Annotated in this window: 17 protein-coding genes; 8 read left to right on the top strand and 9 right to left on the bottom strand. The window is 68.2% G+C overall.

Annotation, left to right across the window (positions count from 1 at the left end; translation table 11 throughout):
• Nucleotides 1–2: 2 nt before the first annotated feature.
• From Q0263_RS01525 to ftsY, 7 genes are read right to left on the bottom strand one after another with little or no spacing between them, the layout of a single operon-like run.
• Complete coding sequence (locus Q0263_RS01525; protein WP_298012687.1) at nucleotides 3–509, bottom strand: nicotinamide-nucleotide amidohydrolase family protein; 507 nt, start codon at nucleotides 507–509, stop codon at nucleotides 3–5.
• Complete coding sequence (locus Q0263_RS01520; RefSeq protein WP_298012685.1) at nucleotides 509–1,039, bottom strand: phosphatidylglycerophosphatase A; 531 nt, start codon at nucleotides 1,037–1,039, stop codon at nucleotides 509–511. The genes Q0263_RS01525 and Q0263_RS01520 overlap by 1 nt, the downstream gene beginning before the upstream one ends.
• Nucleotides 1,036–2,010: a thiamine-phosphate kinase gene (thiL, locus tag Q0263_RS01515; protein WP_298012683.1), complete on the bottom strand. Its 975-nt coding sequence runs from the start codon at nucleotides 2,008–2,010 to the stop codon at nucleotides 1,036–1,038. The genes Q0263_RS01520 and thiL overlap by 4 nt, the downstream gene beginning before the upstream one ends.
• Nucleotides 2,011–2,028: 18 nt before the next feature.
• Complete coding sequence (nusB, locus tag Q0263_RS01510) at nucleotides 2,029–2,541, bottom strand: transcription antitermination factor NusB (protein ID WP_298012681.1); 513 nt, start codon at nucleotides 2,539–2,541, stop codon at nucleotides 2,029–2,031.
• Nucleotides 2,504–3,031, bottom strand: coding sequence for a 6,7-dimethyl-8-ribityllumazine synthase (gene ribH / locus Q0263_RS01505; RefSeq protein ID WP_298012679.1), 528 nt, complete (start codon nucleotides 3,029–3,031; stop codon nucleotides 2,504–2,506). The genes nusB and ribH overlap by 38 nt, the downstream gene beginning before the upstream one ends.
• Before the next feature lie 15 nt (nucleotides 3,032–3,046).
• Nucleotides 3,047–4,231, bottom strand: a complete 1,185-nt coding sequence (gene ribBA, locus Q0263_RS01500; RefSeq protein WP_298012677.1) for a bifunctional 3,4-dihydroxy-2-butanone-4-phosphate synthase/GTP cyclohydrolase II — start codon at nucleotides 4,229–4,231, stop codon at nucleotides 3,047–3,049.
• A 36-nt stretch (nucleotides 4,232–4,267) separates the two neighbouring features.
• Nucleotides 4,268–5,482: a signal recognition particle-docking protein FtsY gene (gene ftsY, locus Q0263_RS01495; protein ID WP_298012675.1), complete on the bottom strand. Its 1,215-nt coding sequence runs from the start codon at nucleotides 5,480–5,482 to the stop codon at nucleotides 4,268–4,270.
• A 61-nt stretch (nucleotides 5,483–5,543) separates the two neighbouring features.
• On the opposite strand from ftsY, the gene Q0263_RS01490 reads away from it, so the two are divergent.
• Together Q0263_RS01490 and coaD are read left to right on the top strand one after the other, a co-directional pair.
• On the top strand, nucleotides 5,544–6,173 hold the full coding sequence (locus Q0263_RS01490) for an RsmD family RNA methyltransferase (protein ID WP_298012673.1): 630 nt from the start codon (nucleotides 5,544–5,546) through the stop codon (nucleotides 6,171–6,173).
• The gene (gene coaD, locus Q0263_RS01485; RefSeq protein WP_298012671.1) at nucleotides 6,170–6,673 is read left to right on the top strand and encodes a pantetheine-phosphate adenylyltransferase; all 504 of its coding nucleotides are present in this window, start codon (nucleotides 6,170–6,172) and stop codon (nucleotides 6,671–6,673) included. The genes Q0263_RS01490 and coaD overlap by 4 nt, the downstream gene beginning before the upstream one ends.
• A gap of 65 nt (nucleotides 6,674–6,738) precedes the next feature.
• On the opposite strand, the gene Q0263_RS01480 is transcribed toward coaD, so the two are convergent.
• Together Q0263_RS01480 and Q0263_RS01475 are read right to left on the bottom strand one after the other, a co-directional pair.
• Nucleotides 6,739–7,125 carry an MOSC N-terminal beta barrel domain-containing protein gene (locus Q0263_RS01480; RefSeq protein ID WP_298012669.1) on the bottom strand — a complete coding sequence of 129 codons (387 nt, stop codon included), beginning with the start codon at nucleotides 7,123–7,125 and terminating at the stop codon, nucleotides 6,739–6,741.
• Nucleotides 7,126–7,147: 22 nt separating this feature from the next.
• A complete protein-coding gene (locus Q0263_RS01475; protein WP_298012666.1) occupies nucleotides 7,148–9,736 on the bottom strand; it encodes an AsmA family protein in 2,589 nt (862 codons plus the stop codon).
• A 321-nt stretch (nucleotides 9,737–10,057) separates the two neighbouring features.
• On the opposite strand from Q0263_RS01475, the gene Q0263_RS01470 reads away from it, so the two are divergent.
• The 6 genes from Q0263_RS01470 (at nucleotide 10,058) to Q0263_RS01445 (ending at nucleotide 16,164) form a co-directional block, all read left to right on the top strand.
• Nucleotides 10,058–11,176 (top strand): Re/Si-specific NAD(P)(+) transhydrogenase subunit alpha, encoded by a 1,119-nt coding sequence (locus Q0263_RS01470; protein WP_298012665.1) that lies wholly within the window; start codon nucleotides 10,058–10,060, stop codon nucleotides 11,174–11,176.
• Nucleotides 11,176–11,484, top strand: a complete 309-nt coding sequence (locus Q0263_RS01465) for an NAD(P) transhydrogenase subunit alpha (protein WP_298012663.1) — start codon at nucleotides 11,176–11,178, stop codon at nucleotides 11,482–11,484. Before Q0263_RS01470 ends, Q0263_RS01465 begins: the two co-directional genes overlap by 1 nt.
• Nucleotides 11,481–12,917 carry an NAD(P)(+) transhydrogenase (Re/Si-specific) subunit beta gene (locus Q0263_RS01460; protein WP_298012660.1) on the top strand — a complete coding sequence of 479 codons (1,437 nt, stop codon included), beginning with the start codon at nucleotides 11,481–11,483 and terminating at the stop codon, nucleotides 12,915–12,917. The genes Q0263_RS01465 and Q0263_RS01460 overlap by 4 nt, the downstream gene beginning before the upstream one ends.
• Nucleotides 12,918–13,018: 101 nt before the next feature.
• Nucleotides 13,019–13,756 (top strand): flagellar brake protein, encoded by a 738-nt coding sequence (locus tag Q0263_RS01455; RefSeq protein WP_298012657.1) that lies wholly within the window; start codon nucleotides 13,019–13,021, stop codon nucleotides 13,754–13,756.
• A gap of 207 nt (nucleotides 13,757–13,963) precedes the next feature.
• Nucleotides 13,964–15,232, top strand: a complete 1,269-nt coding sequence (locus tag Q0263_RS01450) for an FAD-binding oxidoreductase (protein ID WP_298012655.1) — start codon at nucleotides 13,964–13,966, stop codon at nucleotides 15,230–15,232.
• Nucleotides 15,229–16,164 (top strand): 4-hydroxyproline epimerase, encoded by a 936-nt coding sequence (locus Q0263_RS01445; protein ID WP_298012652.1) that lies wholly within the window; start codon nucleotides 15,229–15,231, stop codon nucleotides 16,162–16,164. The genes Q0263_RS01450 and Q0263_RS01445 overlap by 4 nt, the downstream gene beginning before the upstream one ends.

Here is a 16,164-nt window from a genome sequence, read left to right as displayed (position 1 = left end):
AATCAGCGGCGGCTCAGGTCGTCCAGCGCCACCTGCAGGGCGAAGCGCACCGACGCCAAGCGGATGGCCTCCCGGTCTCCCTCGAAGATGCGGGTCACGGCCCGGGTGGTGATGCCCGAGCCCGCCCGATGGGCGATGCCGAAACACACCATGCCGACCGGCTTGCCCGGCGTGGCGCCGCCCGGCCCGGCGATCCCGGTGGTCGCCAGGGCCAGCCGCGCGGCCGGCACCGCGCCCAGCACGCCGCCGGCCATTTCCATGGCGGTTTCCTCGCTGACGGCGCCGTAGCGTTCCAGCGTATCGACCGACACCCGCAGCTGTTCGACCTTGGCCGCATTGCTGTAGGTGACGAAACCGCGCTCGAACCACTGGCTGGACCCCGGGCACGAGGTGATGGCCCCGGCCAGCAGGCCCCCGGTGCAGGATTCGGCGGTGGCGCACAGCCAGCCGGCCGCCCGCAGGGCGGCCCCCAGTTCGCCCGCGAGGGCGCGCAAGTCGCGATCGATCATCACAGAACTCCCAGGCGGATGAGCACGGCGGCCGCCAGCAAGGCGTACACAGCCGCGAATATGTCGTCAATCATGACGCCAAAACCGTTCTTGAAACGCCGATCCAGCACGCTGACGGGCGGCGGTTTCAGAATGTCGAATATCCGGAACAGCACGACTCCGGCCAATTGGGCCCAGAAACCGGCCGGCATCAGCCACAGCACCAGCCAGATGGCGACGATCTCATCCCAGTTGATGCCGCCGTGGTCGGCGATGCCCAGGTCGTCGCTGCAGCGCTGGGCCGCCCAGCAGCCCACGCCGAAGGCCAGCAGCAGGATGAATACCATCCAGCCGTCCGGCAGTCCGCGCAGGAGCACGGCCCAGAGCAGCCAGCCCGTCAGGGTGCCCCAGGTGCCGGGCGCCGGGTGGATCAGACCGGATCCGAAACCGAAGGCCAGGATGCGTTCGGGACGCGCGAACACCCAGGCCGCGGGCGGCCGTTCGGGATTGTCGGGCGCGCGGCCCCGGTCGGGAGGAGGGGAAGAACTCATTCGGAGTCCGCAAAATGGTCGAAGCCCTGGTGCGCCACCGTCAGCGCGTCGCCGGCGGCATCCAGCACACGCACGCCCGACCCGCGCTGGATCGCGCCGATCCGCGAAAGCCGCAGGCCCAGCTGGCGCCCCAGGATCTCGATCTGTTCGCGGCGGCGCGGGTGCGCGGTGAAACACAATTCATAAACGTCGCCGCCCGCCAGCAGCGCATCGCGGCGGACGTCTTCATCCAGGCCGTCGAGCACCGGATCGGCCGGCAGGGCATCCAGCCAGAGTTCGGCCGCGCAATGACTGGCATCCAGGATATGGCCCAGATCCTGCAGCAGGCCGTCCGAGATGTCGATGGCCGCATGCGCGATCCCCGCCAGATAGCGGCCCAGCTTCAGGCGCGGAACGGGCCGTTCCAGGAAAGGCAGGGCGGCCCGCAGGCGCGCGGGATCGCGCGGCAGGCGGCCCTGAACCAGACGCAGGGCGACGTCCGCCCCGCCCAGCGTGCCCGATACCCAGACGTCGTCGCCCGCCCGCGCCGCATCGCGGCGCAGCGCATGGTGATGGCGGACTTCGCCCATGACGGTGATGCTCAGGACCACTCCCGAGGAACCCCCGGTGGTGTCGCCGCCCACCAGGGGGCAGCGGCATTCCCGCGACAAGGCATGAAAGCCGTCGGCGAATGCCTGCAGCCAGGCCTCGTCGATGCGGGGCAGCGAAATGGCCAGCGTGCAGGCCAGGGGCTTGGCCCCCATGGCGGCCAGGTCCGACAGATTGACGGCCAGGGCCTTGTGCCCCAGCAGGCCGGGGTCGGTATCCGGAAAGAAGTGCCGGCCCTCGATCAGCATGTCGGTGCTGACCGCGAGTTCGCAACCCTGGGAGGGCGCCAGCAGCGCGCAATCGTCGCCCACCCCCAGCATGCCGCTGGGAGCCGGCCGGCTGAAATACCGGGCAATCAGATCGAATTCGCCGCCTGAAGGCATAGGCCGGACCTGGGCGCGTCAGCGACGCGCGGTGGATTGCACCTCGGACGCGCGGACCTCTGCTGCCAGCTTGTCCAGCACGCCATTCACGAAACGATAGCCGTCGGTGCCGCCGAAGGACTTGGCCAGTTCGACGGCCTCGTTGATGGCCACGCGATAGGGGACTTCGACGTGATGGACCAGTTCGAAGCTGCCGATCAGCAGGACCGCGTGTTCGATCGGCGACAGTTCTTCCAGGGGCCGGTCGATGTAGGGCACGAAGCTGGCCCGCAGGGATTCCGCCTGGCGGGCAGCCCCCTGCAGCAGCGTCTGGTACCACTGCGTGTCGGCCTGATCGAAGTCCTCGCCGTCGCGCACGTGCGCGTCGATCGCGCCGAGTTCGCCCAGATCCGAGCCGCCGCGCAGCAGCCAGGCATAGACCCCCTGCAGCGCGAATTCACGCGCCATGCGGCGGGCGCTGCGGGCATTGGCCCGCCCGTTACGCGCCTTGGGTTCAGTCATCGGCGTCCTCGTCGAAATCCTCGTCGTCATCGTCGTCGCCGTCATCGTCGTCTTCCGATTCGGGTTCGAGCGCGGCGACCAGATTGGCCATCTCGACCGCGGCGCGCGCGCAGTCTCGGCCTTTGTCGGCGGCCCGCGCCTGGGCCTGCTCGTCGGTATCGGCGGTCAGCACCCCGTTGGCGACCGGAATGCCGGTTTCCAGGGCGATGCGGCTGATGGCGGAGGCGGATTCGTTGCTGACGATCTCGAAGTGATAGGTCTCGCCGCGAATCACGGCGCCCAGGGCGATCAGGGCGTCGAATTCGAAGGTTTCGGCCATCTGGGCCAGGGCCACGCCCAGTTCCAGCGCGCCGGGCACAGAGACGACCATCACGTCGCGCTCGTCCACGCCCAGGGCGGCCAATTCATCCAGGCAGGTCTGCAATTCGGCTTCGCCGATGTCGGCGTTGAACCGGGAACGCACGATGCCGATGTGCAGGCCTTCGCCGTTCATGTCGGGGGTCATCACATAAGGGTTCATAGTCGTGATTCCATGTCAGTTGATGGCGTCGGAGACGCCAGGTTCGTTATGGTACCCCGTAATGGTCAGGGAGAACCCTGCCATGCTGGGCATTTTTCGCGGCCGAGCCAGCAGGCGCGCCTGGCCCACCCCCAGGTCCCGCAGGATCTGGGCGCCGATCCCGAAGGTGCGCAGCCCGTGGCGCTCGCCGTCCGGCATGGTCGGCGCCGGCGCGGCGTCCGCCGCGCTGCGCGCCCAGGCGTCGAACTGGGCGAACAGCAGGTCGGCTTCGCCATGGCAGTTCAGCAGCACCAGCACCCCGCTGGGGGCCGCGGCGATCGTGCGCAGGGCCTGCGGAATCGTCCAGCTATGGCGGGTGGCGCCTTCGCACAGCACGTCGAGCACGCTGGTGGGCTCGTGCACCCGCACCAGGGTTTCCGCATCGGCGCGAATCTGCCCGTGCACCAGGGCCAGGTGCGGAGCGTTCGAGGCGCGGTCGCGGTAGGCCACCGCCTGGAAATTCCCCCAGGGCGTGGTCACGGCGCGCTCGACCAACCGCTCGACCATGGTCTCGTGTTCGCTGCGGTACTGGATCAGGTCGGCGATCGTGCCGATCTTCAGGCCGTGTTCCCGGGCGAAGACCATCAGGTCCGGCAGACGCGCCATGGTGCCGTCGGGCTTCAGGACTTCGCAGATGACGGCGGCGGGCGTCAGGCCGGCCATGGCGGTCAGGTCGCAGCCGGCTTCGGTATGGCCGGCGCGCACCAGCACCCCGCCGGGCACCGCCCGCACCGGGAAGATGTGGCCCGGCTGCACCAGATCCGCCGGACGGGCGTCCCGCGCCACCGCCGCCTGGACGGTGCGTGCGCGATCCGCCGCCGAGATGCCGGTGCTGACCCCCTGCGCGGCCTCGATCGAGACGGTGAAGTTGGTGCCGTAGCGCGTGCCGTTCTGGTTGGCCATCAAGGGCAGCTGCAGCTGTTCGCAGCGTTCCTGCGTCAGGGTCACGCACACCAGGCCGCGCGCATGCGTGACCATGAAGTTGATCGCATCGGGGGTGACGAAATCGGCCGCCATCACCAGATCGCCTTCGTTTTCGCGGTCTTCCTCGTCCACCAGGATGACCATGTGGCCGGCCCGCAATTCGGCCACGATTTCCTGGACGGAAGCGATCTGGAAGGATGAAGATGCGTCGCGCACCGCCCCGGTATCCGTATTCATTTCAATGCTGTCCCAATAAAAGACTGTGGCGCCATTTTAACGGCTGCCCAGCAAAGCCTCGGCGAATTCCGCCGCCACGAAAGGCTGCAGGTCGCGCATGCCTTCGCCGACGCCGATCCAGTAGACCGGCACCGGCCGCACGCCCTGGCTGCCGGCGGCCACCGCCGCCAGGGTGCCGCCCCGGGCCGTGCCGTCCAGCTTGGTCACGATCAGGCCCGTCAGGCCCAGCGCCGCGTCGAAAGCGCGGATCTGCGCCAGGGCGTTCTGACCGGTATTGCCGTCGACCACCAGCAGCACTTCGTGGGGCGCGCCCGCATCGGCCTTGCCGATGACGCGCTTGATCTTCTTCAGTTCTTCCATCAGGTGCAGCTGGGTGGGCAGCCGGCCGGCCGTATCCACCAGCACCACGTCGGCGGCCCGCGCGCGCCCGGCATTGACCGCGTCGAAGGCCACGGCGGCCGGGTCGCCGCCCTCCTGGGCGATGACGGTCACGCCGTTGCGGGCGCCCCAGGCCACCAGCTGTTCGCGGGCGGCGGCGCGGAAGGTATCCCCCGCCGCCAGCAGCACCGTGGCCTGGCGTTCCTGCAGGGCATGCGCCAGCTTGCCGATCGAGGTGGTCTTGCCCGCCCCGTTCACCCCCGCGATCATCACCACCATGGGCGCGGTCTCGCCCACGACGAACGGCTTTTCCAGCACCTTCAGATGATCCGCCAGGATGTCCTGCAAAGCGGCCCGCACGGCATCGGGCTGATCGATGCGCTGCCTGCGCACCCGCGCCCGCAGTTCGGTCAGCAGCTTGCCGGTGGCCTCGACCCCGGCATCCGCCATGATCAGCGCGGTTTCAAGTTCCTCGAACAGGTCTTCATCGACCTTGACGCCGACGAACAGGCCTCCCAGGCTCTGACCCGTGCGCGACAGGCCGCGCCGCAGGCGGGACAGCCACGAGCCCGCGTCCGCCGCAGGGGCCGCCGCCTGATCCAGGCGCGCCAGCGGGTCGCTGGCGGAGTCCACCGCATCGGACCAGGGATCGGGCGGCAGGGGCGCTTCGGGTTCCGAAGCCGCCGGCCCCTGCAGGGGCAGCTCGGACGGCGCCTGCGGAGCGACTTCCCGCAGATCGGAGTCGGCGATGCCGCCGGCCAGGGTTTCGGGCGGCAATTCGGTGGGCGCGACCGGAGCGATCTCGGGCGCGTCCGCGGGCGCGGCGGAATCCGGTTGCGGCGGGGATTTCTTGCGTTTAAAAAAACTGAACATAGGCTTTACACTGAACGATCCGGCGAGCGCCCGACGCCGTGCCGAACATCACGGGCCGCGCATGAAAAAACATCAGATTCGTATTGTAGGCGGTCACTACCGCAAAACCCCGATTCCGGTCCCGGACGGCGACCATCTGCGCCCGACCCCCGACCGGGTCCGGGAAACGCTGTTCAACTGGCTGGCTCATTTCTGGGGCGGCTCCTTCGCCGGGCACCGGGCGCTGGACCTGTTCGCCGGCACCGGGGCGCTGGGTTTCGAGGCGGCCTCGCGCGGCGTCGACGTGGCCCAGCTGGTGGAACAGGCCCCCGCGGCCCTGGCGGGGCTGCGCGCCGTACAGGCCCGCCTCCTGGCGCCCGCCGTCCGCATCCATGCGGGAGACGCCCTGGCCTACCTGAAGGCCCTGCCCGCGCCGGCATTCGATCTGCTGATGCTGGATCCGCCCTTCGGCGGCGGCTGGCTGGAACGTGTGCATCCCCTGATCGGCCGCGCCCTGGAACCGGGCGGGCTGCTCTACCTGGAATCCGGCACGCCCCTGTCCGCCACGCCGCCCGACTGTCTGCTGCTGCGCCAGGGCCGTGCCGGACAGGTGCATTACGCCCTGTTGCAGTTTGCTGCAACGCAAAAAAATCGCAATAATGACCAGCTGGAATCGGCCTGCGATTCCCCTACGCCATCGGAGAGTGCATGATCACCGCCGTCTATCCCGGAACGTTCGACCCCCTGACCCGCGGACACGAAGACCTCGTGCGACGCGCCGCCAGCCTGTTCGACCAGGTGGTGGTGGGCGTGGCCGTCAGCCAGAACAAACGCCCCTTCTTCAGCGTGCAGGAACGCCTGGAAATCGCCGAGGAAGTCCTGGGGCACTACCCCAACGTGCGCGTGCGCAGCTTCAGCGGCCTGCTGAAGGATTTCGTGCGCGAACAGGACGCCCGGGTCATCGTGCGCGGCCTGCGGGCCGTGTCCGACTTCGAATACGAATTCCAGATGGCGGGCATGAACCGCCACCTGCTGCCGGAAGTCGAAACCCTGTTCATGACGCCGTCGGACCAGTACCAGTTCATTTCCGGCACCATCGTGCGGGAAATCGCCATCCTGGGCGGCGACGTCAGCAAGTTCGTGTTTCCCTCGGTGGAACGCTGGCTGCACGCCAAAGCCAAGATCCTGCGCGAACAACAGGGCCTGGCCTGATCCCCGTCATCGGCCAGGCCGGCGCGGGGGGCAGCAAGCCGTAGGCGCGGCGTGGGGGTCCTTTCTCAGTCCCGATCCGGCCAGGCGACCGCGCTCGCGTCCGGGTGGACCTTCATCAGCCGGCACGGCTGCCCAAGCCATTCCGTCAGCCAGGCAGCCGCCAGGTCGCCTTCATCCACGACCCGCACGGCCTGCGACCCCACCTGGGCGCTGCGTTCCACGCTGGCGTCGTCCTCGATCACATCGAGCGGCACATCCAGGCGCAGCATGCCCGGCGCCCGCACGACCAGATAGCCGAAGCGCAGGCTCAGTTCCAGTTGACCCAGGCGCGGCGCCTGATCCAGGCTCAGCCACGCATGGTCCGGATCGACGACCAGCCAGCGGCGGTCATAGGCATCGGCCTGCGCCAGTGCGGGCCCGCAGGCGATGGGTTGAGCGAGGGAATGCGTCATCCGGATTGTCCTTGTAGAAGATTCATTGGCCCAGCAGGCCCTTCAGGGCGTTGCCGATCCGCTCGACCGGATCGGACTTGGCCGGCGCCTCGGCGCCCGGCCGGCGCGGCTCGGGTTCGGGGCTGGGCAAGGCCTGTTCGATCGGGTCCTTGCCCTTGATCAGTTCCATCAGGCCTGACTTGACCGCCTGCTGGATGCTCTGGTTCCGGATGGCCTCCCATTGCACCACGTATTCGGGATGCTCCCAGTCGCCCGTGACCAGCACGGGAATCGTCGCGCCGAGCAGGGACCCCAGCGCGCCGGCCAGCGGCTTGGGAGCCCGGGCGGCCACCTGGGCCAGCAGCTGAAGATTGACGCGCTGCCCCGGCACATCGATCTGGGCCGGTTTGCCGGCCGTGACCCGCACCAGGCTGGATGCCAGCAGCAGCTTGGACACCGTGCCCTGCCCGTCCTTCAGGTCGATCCGGCCTTCCAGGGAACTGAAGGGCGTGCTGCGCTGCTTGTTGAACGGCGAGGCCAGGGCGTCCATGCGGCCCTTGAGCACATTGCCCAGAGCGGCGGATACTTCCGAGAGCGTCTGCGAGGCATCGATGCCCTGCACCGCGCCGTCCTTCACTTGCCAGGCGGCCCGGCCCGACAGCCCGCGCAGCCAGGCATCCGTCGTATTGCCTTGCGTCTTGAGATCCAGTTGGGCGGCGCCCTGGCCGGACAGCAGGTTGCGCCCCAGCGCCGCCTGCAGCAAGGGGGCGACGGCCACCTTGTCCAGGCCCAGCTTCAGGGCCACCGTCTGGTCCGCGGCGGCCCGCACCTGGGCGTTCAGACTGCCGTCATACAGCTTCGCAGTCACCTTGGGCAGGGTCAGCGCGCCGTCGACCACGCGCACCGGAGCGGCCACCTGGGTCAGCTGCAGGTCGCGGATGCGCAGATCGGCGATGCGCAGATCGCCCTGGATGTCCTGCCCTTTCAGGAAAGAAAGGTCGATCACGTCCGGCGCGGCGGCCGGCGCCGGGGCGGCGGCTGCGGGCTTCTCGCCCGAGGCCTTGGCGGACTCGTCCTTGCCCTCGGCCGGCGGCTTGGCGGGAGGGGCGGCCGCGGGTTTGGGCACCCAGTGGTTCAGGTCGATTTTTTCCGCGTTCAGGGAAAACTGGGTGCGGGGCTGGATCAGGCGGGTCGTGGTGGACTTCAGAGAGGTCTGTCCGCCGTCCATGACCGCGTTCAGGTCGACGTCCAGCGCGTCGCGCACCAGGTCCAGATGCACGCTGCCGATCATCGGAATTTCGTTGATGAACTTGGGCTGCGCCTGATCCCGCACGGTCACGTCGCCCTTCAGGGCGGTCAGCGAACCCTTGCGCAGCGAGGTATTCCAGTTCAGGGGCGAGGTCAGTTTCACCTGCACCAGACGCTTCCCCTGCGTCAGGGCGCCATCCAGGCTGGCCTTGCGGAACTGCCAGTCATTGGCATTGCCGCTCAGGCCTTCCAGGCCCAGGGACACGGCCAGGGTCTGGTCTCCCGACGATTTCAGGGTGGCCGCGACGGGGTCCGCCTGCGCGGATTCCGGCGACACGGCCAGGGACGGCGCATCCAGGGCCAATTCCAGGTTGCGGCCCCGGTCCTGCCCGGACGCCCGCAAGGCCAGCTTGGCGACCTTCAATTCGAGATTGCGCGGGTCCAGGCGCAGTTGCCCGGCGGTCAGGTTGGCCTTCAGATCCTGGATGGGATGCGCCCCCACGATATTGCCCGCCAGCGCCAGTTCCAGATTGCCGGCCGTCAGGCGGCGTTCACTGCCCTTGTATCCCAGATTGCCCTTGAGGGTGGCATTGGCCTGATCCAGATTGCCCAGCCGCCCCGTCAGCTGGACGTTGATCTTCTGCGCCGAGTAGTAGCCGCGCCCCCCCGGATTCAGGCGCAGCAGGGCCTGGGCCTGCAGTTGCGCGTCCTGCACGGGATCGTCGCCGGCCACCTGCGCCTTGAGCGACACGTCGAACGGCTGGTCGTAGGTCACGCGCCCGGTGTTGGCCTCGATCGAGGAGAGCGTCGTGGACAGCCCGCTGACCTGGTCCAGGTAATGGATCTGCCCGTCCTTGAGCTCCAGCCCCGCGATGTCGATGTTCAGATCGGAACGATTCTCGGGGTCGTCCGACACGGCTTTGGCCGCGGCGGCCAGCGGCGCGGCCACGACCGTCGGCATGCCCGAGGTCCGGACCGGCCCGCCGGATTCCAGCAGGTCGCTGAAATTGAAATGTCCCTTGCCGTCGCGCACCACCCAGGCCTTCAGGCCGGCGATGGCCACGTGATCCACCACCAACTGATTGGACAGCAGGGGCCAGATCGCCACGGCGAAGCGGGCGCTGTCCACCGAGATGAAGGTGTCTTTGGAGGAATGATTGGACAGCGACACGTCGCTGACCGACAGGCCGATGCGGGGAAACAGGGACAGGCTGATGTCCCCCCCGATGGTCAGGGTCCGCGCATAGCGGTCGAACACCAGCTGTTCCAGCCGCGATTTGTAGGCGTTCGGATTGAAGGTCAGCAGAAAGATCGCCAGACCGACCACGGCCACGAGCAAGGCCACGACCAGGCTGAACAGAACCCGCTTCAACCAAACATTCATGATGAATCCCGCATATCCAAAGTGCAAGCCGCCACCCGGGCGGGCAATAAGCGAAATGCTAACCCATGCCCGCAGCCGATAGTCCCGGAATCCGGCCAACGGCTCGGGCTTTATGTCTCAAAATCTTAGCAAAGCCTTAAAACACAGTTTCATATAACCACTGGATATATGTAAATCCGCCCCGGAATCCGTGTTTCAAACACCGATCCCCGGTACCATGATTCACAATTGCCGCAACAGGTTCCCGCCTGGCCGCCGCAATCGAAAAAATAGACAAGGAGAAGCCATGCCCACGTTTGTTCCGACATGCGGGAGGCCGCCATGCAGGTAGGCATCCCCCGTGAAACCCTGCCCGGCGAAGCCCGGGTCGCCGCCACCCCGGAAACCGTCAAGAAGCTGGTCCAGGCGGGCCACCAGGTGCGGCTCGAACGCGGCGCGGGCCTGGCAGCCCGCTATCGCGACAGCGACTACGAACAGGCCGGCGCCGTCCTGGTCGACGCCGCCGGGGCGCTGGGCAGCGAGCTGGTGCTCAAGGTCCGGCGCCCGGACGCCGCCGAGCTGGCGCACATGAAGGCCGGCGGCGTGCTGCTGGGCATGCTGGACCCCTTCGACGCGGACGGGCTGAAGACCCTGGCGGATGCCGGGCTGACCGCCTTCGCCCTGGAAGCCGCGCCCCGCACCACGCGCGCCCAGAGCCTGGACGTGCTGTCGTCCCAGGCCAACCTGGCGGGCTACAAGGCCGTGCTGCTGGCCACCCAGTACTACGGCCGCATCTTCCCCATGATGATGACGGCCGCCGGCACACTGAAGGCCGCCCGCGTGGTGGTGCTGGGCGCGGGCGTGGCCGGCCTGCAGGCCATCGCCACGGCGCGGCGCCTGGGCGCCGTGGTCGAGGCGTCCGACGTGCGACCCGCCGCCCGCGAACAGGTGGAATCCCTGGGCGGGAAGTTCATCGACGTGCCCTACGAGACCGACGAGGAGCGCGAGATCGCCCAGGGCGTCGGCGGCTACGCCCGCCCCATGCCCGCCGCCTGGATGGCGCGGCAGGCCGCCCTGGTCGCCGAACGCTGCAAGCAGGCGGACATCGTCATCACCACGGCCCTGATCCCGGGGCGTCCCGCCCCCGTGCTGATCCAGGCGGACACGGTCGCGGCCATGAAGCCGGGGTCGGTCATCGTCGACCTGGCCGTCGAGCGCGGCGGCAACTGCCCCCTGTCGGTCGCCGGCGAAGTCGTGGACCACGACGGCGTCACCCTGGTCGGCCTGAACAATCTGCCCGCCCTGCTGGCCACCGACGCGTCCGCCCTGTACGCCCGCAATCTGCTGGATTTTCTGAAGCTGGTCATCGACGCCGAAGGGCGCTTCACGCTGCCCGCCGACGACGACATCATCAAGGCCTGCCTGGTCTGCCAGGACGGCAAGGTTCTAAGGAGCGCCTGATGGAAGCGGTCAACCCCACACTCATCAACATCATCATCTTCGTGCTGGCCGTCTACGTGGGCTTTCACGTGGTCTGGAACGTCACGCCGGCCCTGCACACGCCGCTGATGGCCGTGACCAACGCGATTTCCGCCATCGTCATCGTCGGCGCCATGCTGGCCACCGGCCTGACCGACGGCGGACTGGCGCAGACCATGGGCGTGCTGGCCGTCGCGCTGGCGGCCGTCAACGTCTTCGGCGGCTTTCTCGTGACTCAGCGCATGCTGGAGATGTTCAAGAAGAAAGAACGCAAGGGGGGGCAGGCATGATCTCGGCCAATCTCGTCACCCTGCTCTACCTGGTCGCCTCGGTCTGCTTCATCCAGGCGCTGAAGGGCCTGTCGCACCCCACGACTTCGCGGCGCGGCAACGCCTTCGGCATGGTCGGCATGGTCATCGCCATCCTGACGACGGCGGCGCTGATCATCGGCCTGGCCCGCGACGGTTCGGCCGCGCTGGGCCTGGGCCGCGTCGTCCTGGGGCTGCTGATCGGCGGCAGCATCGGCACCGTGCTGGCCCGCAAGGTCGAAATGACCAAGATGCCGGAACTGATCGCCTTCATGCACAGCATGATCGGCCTGGCGGCGGTGGCCATCGCAACCGCCGTGGTCGCCGAACCGCACGCCTTCGGCATCGCGGCGGCCGGCAGCCCGATTCCCACGGGCAACCGCCTGGAACTGTTCATCGGCACCTTCGTGGGCGCGATCACGTTCTCGGGTTCGGTCATCGCCTTCGGCAAGCTGTCGGGCAAATACAAGTTCCGGCTGTTCCAGGGCTCGCCCGTGACCTTCGCCGGCCAGCATCTGCTGAACCTGGTCCTGGCCATCGTCATGCTGGCCTGCGGCTTCTGGTTCATGGCCACGCAGTCCTGGCTGCCCTTCGTGCTGATGACGGCCATCGCCTTCCTGCTGGGCGTGCTCATCATCATTCCGATCGGCGGGGCCGACATGCCGGTGGTGATCTCCATGCTGAACAGCTATTCGGGCTGGGCGGCGGCGGGCATCGGCTTTTCCCTGAACAACCCCATGCTGATCATCGCCGGGTCGCTGGTGGGCTCGTCGGGCGCCATTCTGTCCTACATCATGTGCAAGGCCATGAACCGATCCTTCTTCAACGTGATCCTGGGCGGCTTCGGGGCGGAAGCGTCCGCGGGCGGCGGCGGGCCGGCGGGCGAGCGCAGCGTCAAGTCCGGCAGCCCGGACGACGCCGCCTTCCTCATGAGCAATGCGGACACCGTCACCATCATCCCGGGCTACGGCCTGGCCGTGGCGCGCGCCCAGCATGCCCTGAAGGAACTGGCGGGCAAGCTCTCCAGCCAGGGAGTCACGGTGAAGTACGCCATCCACCCGGTGGCGGGCCGCATGCCCGGACACATGAACGTGCTGCTGGCCGAAGCCGAAGTCCCCTACGATCAGGTCTTCGAAATGGAGGACATCAACGGCGAGTTCGGCCAGACCGACGTGGTGCTGGTGCTGGGCGCCAACGACGTGGTCAACCCGGCGGCGAAGAACGACCCCGGGTCGCCCATCGCCGGCATGCCGATTCTGGAGGCCTACAAGGCGCGCACCGTGATCGTCAACAAACGATCCATGGCGGCCGGCTACGCGGGCCTGGACAACGAACTGTTCTACATGGACAAGACCATGATGGTGTTCGGCGACGCCAAAAAGGTGCTGGAAGACATGCTGAAAGCCCTGGAATGACCGGCTCCATACTGGCTAACCCGTAGCCTTCCGGCCTGCTTGCGCGGGCCGGAATCGTTTAAAATTGAAACTGACATATTCCAATTCCATAAATCACCACCATGGCCTTCGAGGAAGACGATCCGTATTCGGTATCGCAGCGGCTGGAGATCCAGAACATCCTGCAGGGGCTGCTGAACAAACGCACGCTGGTGCGCCTGGACATCCCCGGCCATGCCGTGTCGGTCATCTCCACGCTGCTGGACGTGAACGTCAAGCAGGGCACCCTGGTCCTGGACAACGCCACCGAAGACGCCCTCAACACGCAATTGCTGCGGGCGCCGGCGGTCCGCCTGCAAGGCATGCTGGATCGCGTCATGGTCGAATTCAGCGGCCCGATCAGCCCCGTCCTCCACGACGGCCATCCCGCATTTTCCATGGTCTGGCCCGACCAGTTGCGCCGCATGCAGCGCCGGGAATTCTTCCGCATGGACATCCCCGCCAGCAACCCGGCCACCTGCACCATCGAAGACCCGGCCCTGCCCTCGGGCAAGGCCACCCTGCCCCTGGCCAACATCAGCGCCGGCGGCGCGCAGCTGATCGATCGCGCCGAACTGCTGGCGAACCACGCCATCGGCTCGATCTTCGACGACTGCACCCTGGATCTGCCCGGCGTCGGCCCGCTGGACGTCAGCCTGCGGCTGCTGCGCCAGGCCAGGCTCGCCCAGGACGGCGACAAACCCTTGCTGACCATCGCCTGCCGCTTTTTCAAACTGCCCGCCAACCGCGAGATCACCATCCAGCAGTACGTGGGCTCGCTGGAACGCGCCGTCCTGGCCCGCCGCTGGGGCACCGAATAGAACGGCCGCCCCGCCGCCAGCCTCTCTCGGGCGCCGCAGCGCCGGCTTAAATATATCCATTGCATATTTGTCGGGTCTGTGCCACCATGCAAATGGCGTCCCGCGCTGCTCGTCGGCCCGGACTTCCCGCGCCCGGGCGCCGTCACCCTGAATTCATGGCGGCCCGGCCCTTGGCGACAGGGCCGCCGGCAGTGTCCGAAGGACCCCATGCACGCATCTTCCTGCGACATCGCCGTCATCGGCGGCGGCATCATCGGCGTCAGTTGCGCGCTGGCGCTCAGCGAGACCGGCCAGGACGTCGTCCTGATCGATCCTCAGGAACTGTCCAGCGGCGCCAGCAAGGGCAATGCGGGCGGCCTGGCCTTCGCCGACATCCTGCCCCTGGCATCCCCCCGCATCATCCGCAAGGCCTTCCACTGGCTATTCGACCCCCTGGGGCCTCTCAGCCTGCCGCCCGCCTACCTGCCGCGCATCGCTCCCTGGCTGCTGCTCCTGTGGCGTTCCAGCCTGCCCGACCGCTACCCGGCCAGCATCCGGGCGCAGGCCGCGCTGATGGACCTGTCCCGCAGCGAAATGCTGGCCCAGCTGGAACGCACCGGCCTGTCCGGCCACCTGCACAGCCAGGGCGTGCTGGAAGTCTACGAAGGCGCCGACCGGTATCAGGCATCCCTGGACACGGCGCAGTGGCGGCAACGCTACGGCGTCGAAAGCCGCCTGCTGCAGGGCGCCGACCTGGCCGCGCAGCAGCCGGGCCTGTCGCCGCGCTTCACCCATGGGGTCTTCATCCCCGAATGGCGCAATGTGGCCGATCCCTACGCCCTGGGCCAGGCCCTGGGCGAACAGGCGATGGCCCGGGGCGCGCGGCGGCTGCGCCAGTCGGTGCGCTGGCTGCTGCCGGCGTCGCCCGGCGCCCAGCTGATCCTGGAAGACGGCAGCCAGCTGCAGGCCCGCCAGGTCGTGCTGGCGGCCGGCGCCCGGTCCCACCTGCTGGCGCGGGGGCTGGGCGACCGCATCCCGCTGGAAACCGAGCGCGGCTACAACACGACCCTGACGCCCGACGCCCTGGACCTGCGCCAGCAGGTCACCTTCAGCGACCACGGCTTCGTCATCTCGCCCCTGACCTGCGGCATCCGCGTCGGCGGCGCCGTCGAACTCGGCGGCCTGGACCGCGCCCCCGACTATCGCCGGGCCCAGGCCATGCTGGACAAGGCCAAGACCTTCTTCCCCGATCTGGACACGACGGGCGGCACCCAGTGGATGGGTTTCCGGCCCAGCCTGCCGGATTCCCTGCCCATCATCGCCCGCTCGCCGCGCCATCCGTCCGTCATCTATGCGTTCGGACACGGCCACCTGGGCCTGACCCAGAGCGCCGCCACGGCGCGGCTGGTCCGCGACCTGGCGATGCAGCAACCTTCCGCGATCGACCTGCGCCCGTACCGGGTCGATCGGTTTTCCCTATGGGGCGCCCGTTCATGAAACGTATTTCCATCCTGGATTCCCATACCGGCGGCGAACCCACGCGCCTGGTCCTCGACGGCTTCCCCGATCCGGGGCCGGGCGACATGGCCCAGCGCCGCGCCCGCCTGGCCGCGCAGCACGACGACTGGCGCAAGGCCGTCATCCTGGAACCGCGCGGCCACGACGTGCTGGTGGGCGCCCTGCTCTGCCCGCCGCAGGATCCCCAGGCCGCGGCCGGGGTGATCTTCTTCAACAACACCGGCTATCTGGGCATGTGCGGCCACGGCACCATCGGCCTGATCGTGTCCCTCGCCTACCTGGGGCGCATCCGGCCCGGCACGCACCGGGTCGAGACGCCGGTCGGCACCGTGGAAGCCGATCTGCATGCCGACGGCAGCGTCAGCGTGCGCAATGTCCCCGCCTACCGCCACCGCAAGGACGTCACGGTGGACGTGCCCGGGATGGGCCCCGTCACGGGCGACATCGCCTGGGGCGGAAACTGGTTCTTCCTGGTTCATGCCCCGGACAAGGTCCGCCCGGGCGCCGACACCCGGCTTCTGACCGAACAGGCGGCGGCCATCAGCGACGCCCTGGAATCCCAGGGCATCCGCGGGCGCGACGGCGCCCTGATCGATCACATCGAACTGTTCGGCCACGATCCCGAAGCCGACAGCCGCAGTTTCGTGCTGTGCCCCGGCAAGGCCTACGACCGCTCGCCCTGCGGCACCGGCACCAGCGCCAAAGTCGCCTGCCTGGCCGCCGACGGCAAGCTGCAGCCAGGCCAGATCTGGCACCAGGCCAGCATCATCGGCAGCCGCTTCCAGGCCAGCTACGAGCCGGGGCCGGACGGCACCGTCATCCCCACCATCCGGGGGCAGGCGCACATCAGCGGCGAAACGACCCTGATCCTGCAGGACGACGATCCTTTCGCCTGGGGAATCACAGCCTGA

The sequence above is a fragment of the uncultured Castellaniella sp. genome (assembly GCF_937988725.1).
Lineage (GTDB): Bacteria > Pseudomonadota > Gammaproteobacteria > Burkholderiales > Burkholderiaceae_B > Castellaniella.
This window is presented reverse-complemented; position numbering and strand designations above follow the sequence as displayed.

Bases quoted from the DNA above. Each gene is read 5' to 3' on its own strand.
- ftsY (WP_298012675.1), bottom strand. From the start codon at position 5,482: ATGTTCAGTTTTTTTAAACGCAAGAAATCCCCGCCGCAACCGGATTCC.
- Q0263_RS01525 (WP_298012687.1), bottom strand. From the start codon at position 509: ATGATCGATCGCGACTTGCGCGCCCTCGCGGGCGAACTGGGGGCCGCC.
- ribBA (WP_298012677.1), bottom strand. From the start codon at position 4,231: ATGAATACGGATACCGGGGCGGTGCGCGACGCATCTTCATCCTTCCAG.
- Q0263_RS01470 (WP_298012665.1), top strand. From the start codon at position 10,058: ATGCAGGTAGGCATCCCCCGTGAAACCCTGCCCGGCGAAGCCCGGGTC.
- Q0263_RS01490 (WP_298012673.1), top strand. From the start codon at position 5,544: ATGAAAAAACATCAGATTCGTATTGTAGGCGGTCACTACCGCAAAACC.
- Q0263_RS01455 (WP_298012657.1), top strand. From the start codon at position 13,019: ATGGCCTTCGAGGAAGACGATCCGTATTCGGTATCGCAGCGGCTGGAG.
- Q0263_RS01465 (WP_298012663.1), top strand. From the start codon at position 11,176: ATGGAAGCGGTCAACCCCACACTCATCAACATCATCATCTTCGTGCTG.
- Q0263_RS01480 (WP_298012669.1), bottom strand. From the start codon at position 7,125: ATGACGCATTCCCTCGCTCAACCCATCGCCTGCGGGCCCGCACTGGCG.
- nusB (WP_298012681.1), bottom strand. From the start codon at position 2,541: ATGACGACGAGGATTTCGACGAGGACGCCGATGACTGAACCCAAGGCG.
- Q0263_RS01520 (WP_298012685.1), bottom strand. From the start codon at position 1,039: ATGAGTTCTTCCCCTCCTCCCGACCGGGGCCGCGCGCCCGACAATCCC.
- Q0263_RS01460 (WP_298012660.1), top strand. From the start codon at position 11,481: ATGATCTCGGCCAATCTCGTCACCCTGCTCTACCTGGTCGCCTCGGTC.
- coaD (WP_298012671.1), top strand. From the start codon at position 6,170: ATGATCACCGCCGTCTATCCCGGAACGTTCGACCCCCTGACCCGCGGA.
- Q0263_RS01475 (WP_298012666.1), bottom strand. From the start codon at position 9,736: ATGAATGTTTGGTTGAAGCGGGTTCTGTTCAGCCTGGTCGTGGCCTTG.
- ribH (WP_298012679.1), bottom strand. From the start codon at position 3,031: ATGAACCCTTATGTGATGACCCCCGACATGAACGGCGAAGGCCTGCAC.
- Q0263_RS01445 (WP_298012652.1), top strand. From the start codon at position 15,229: ATGAAACGTATTTCCATCCTGGATTCCCATACCGGCGGCGAACCCACG.
- thiL (WP_298012683.1), bottom strand. From the start codon at position 2,010: ATGCCTTCAGGCGGCGAATTCGATCTGATTGCCCGGTATTTCAGCCGG.
- Q0263_RS01450 (WP_298012655.1), top strand. From the start codon at position 13,964: ATGCACGCATCTTCCTGCGACATCGCCGTCATCGGCGGCGGCATCATC.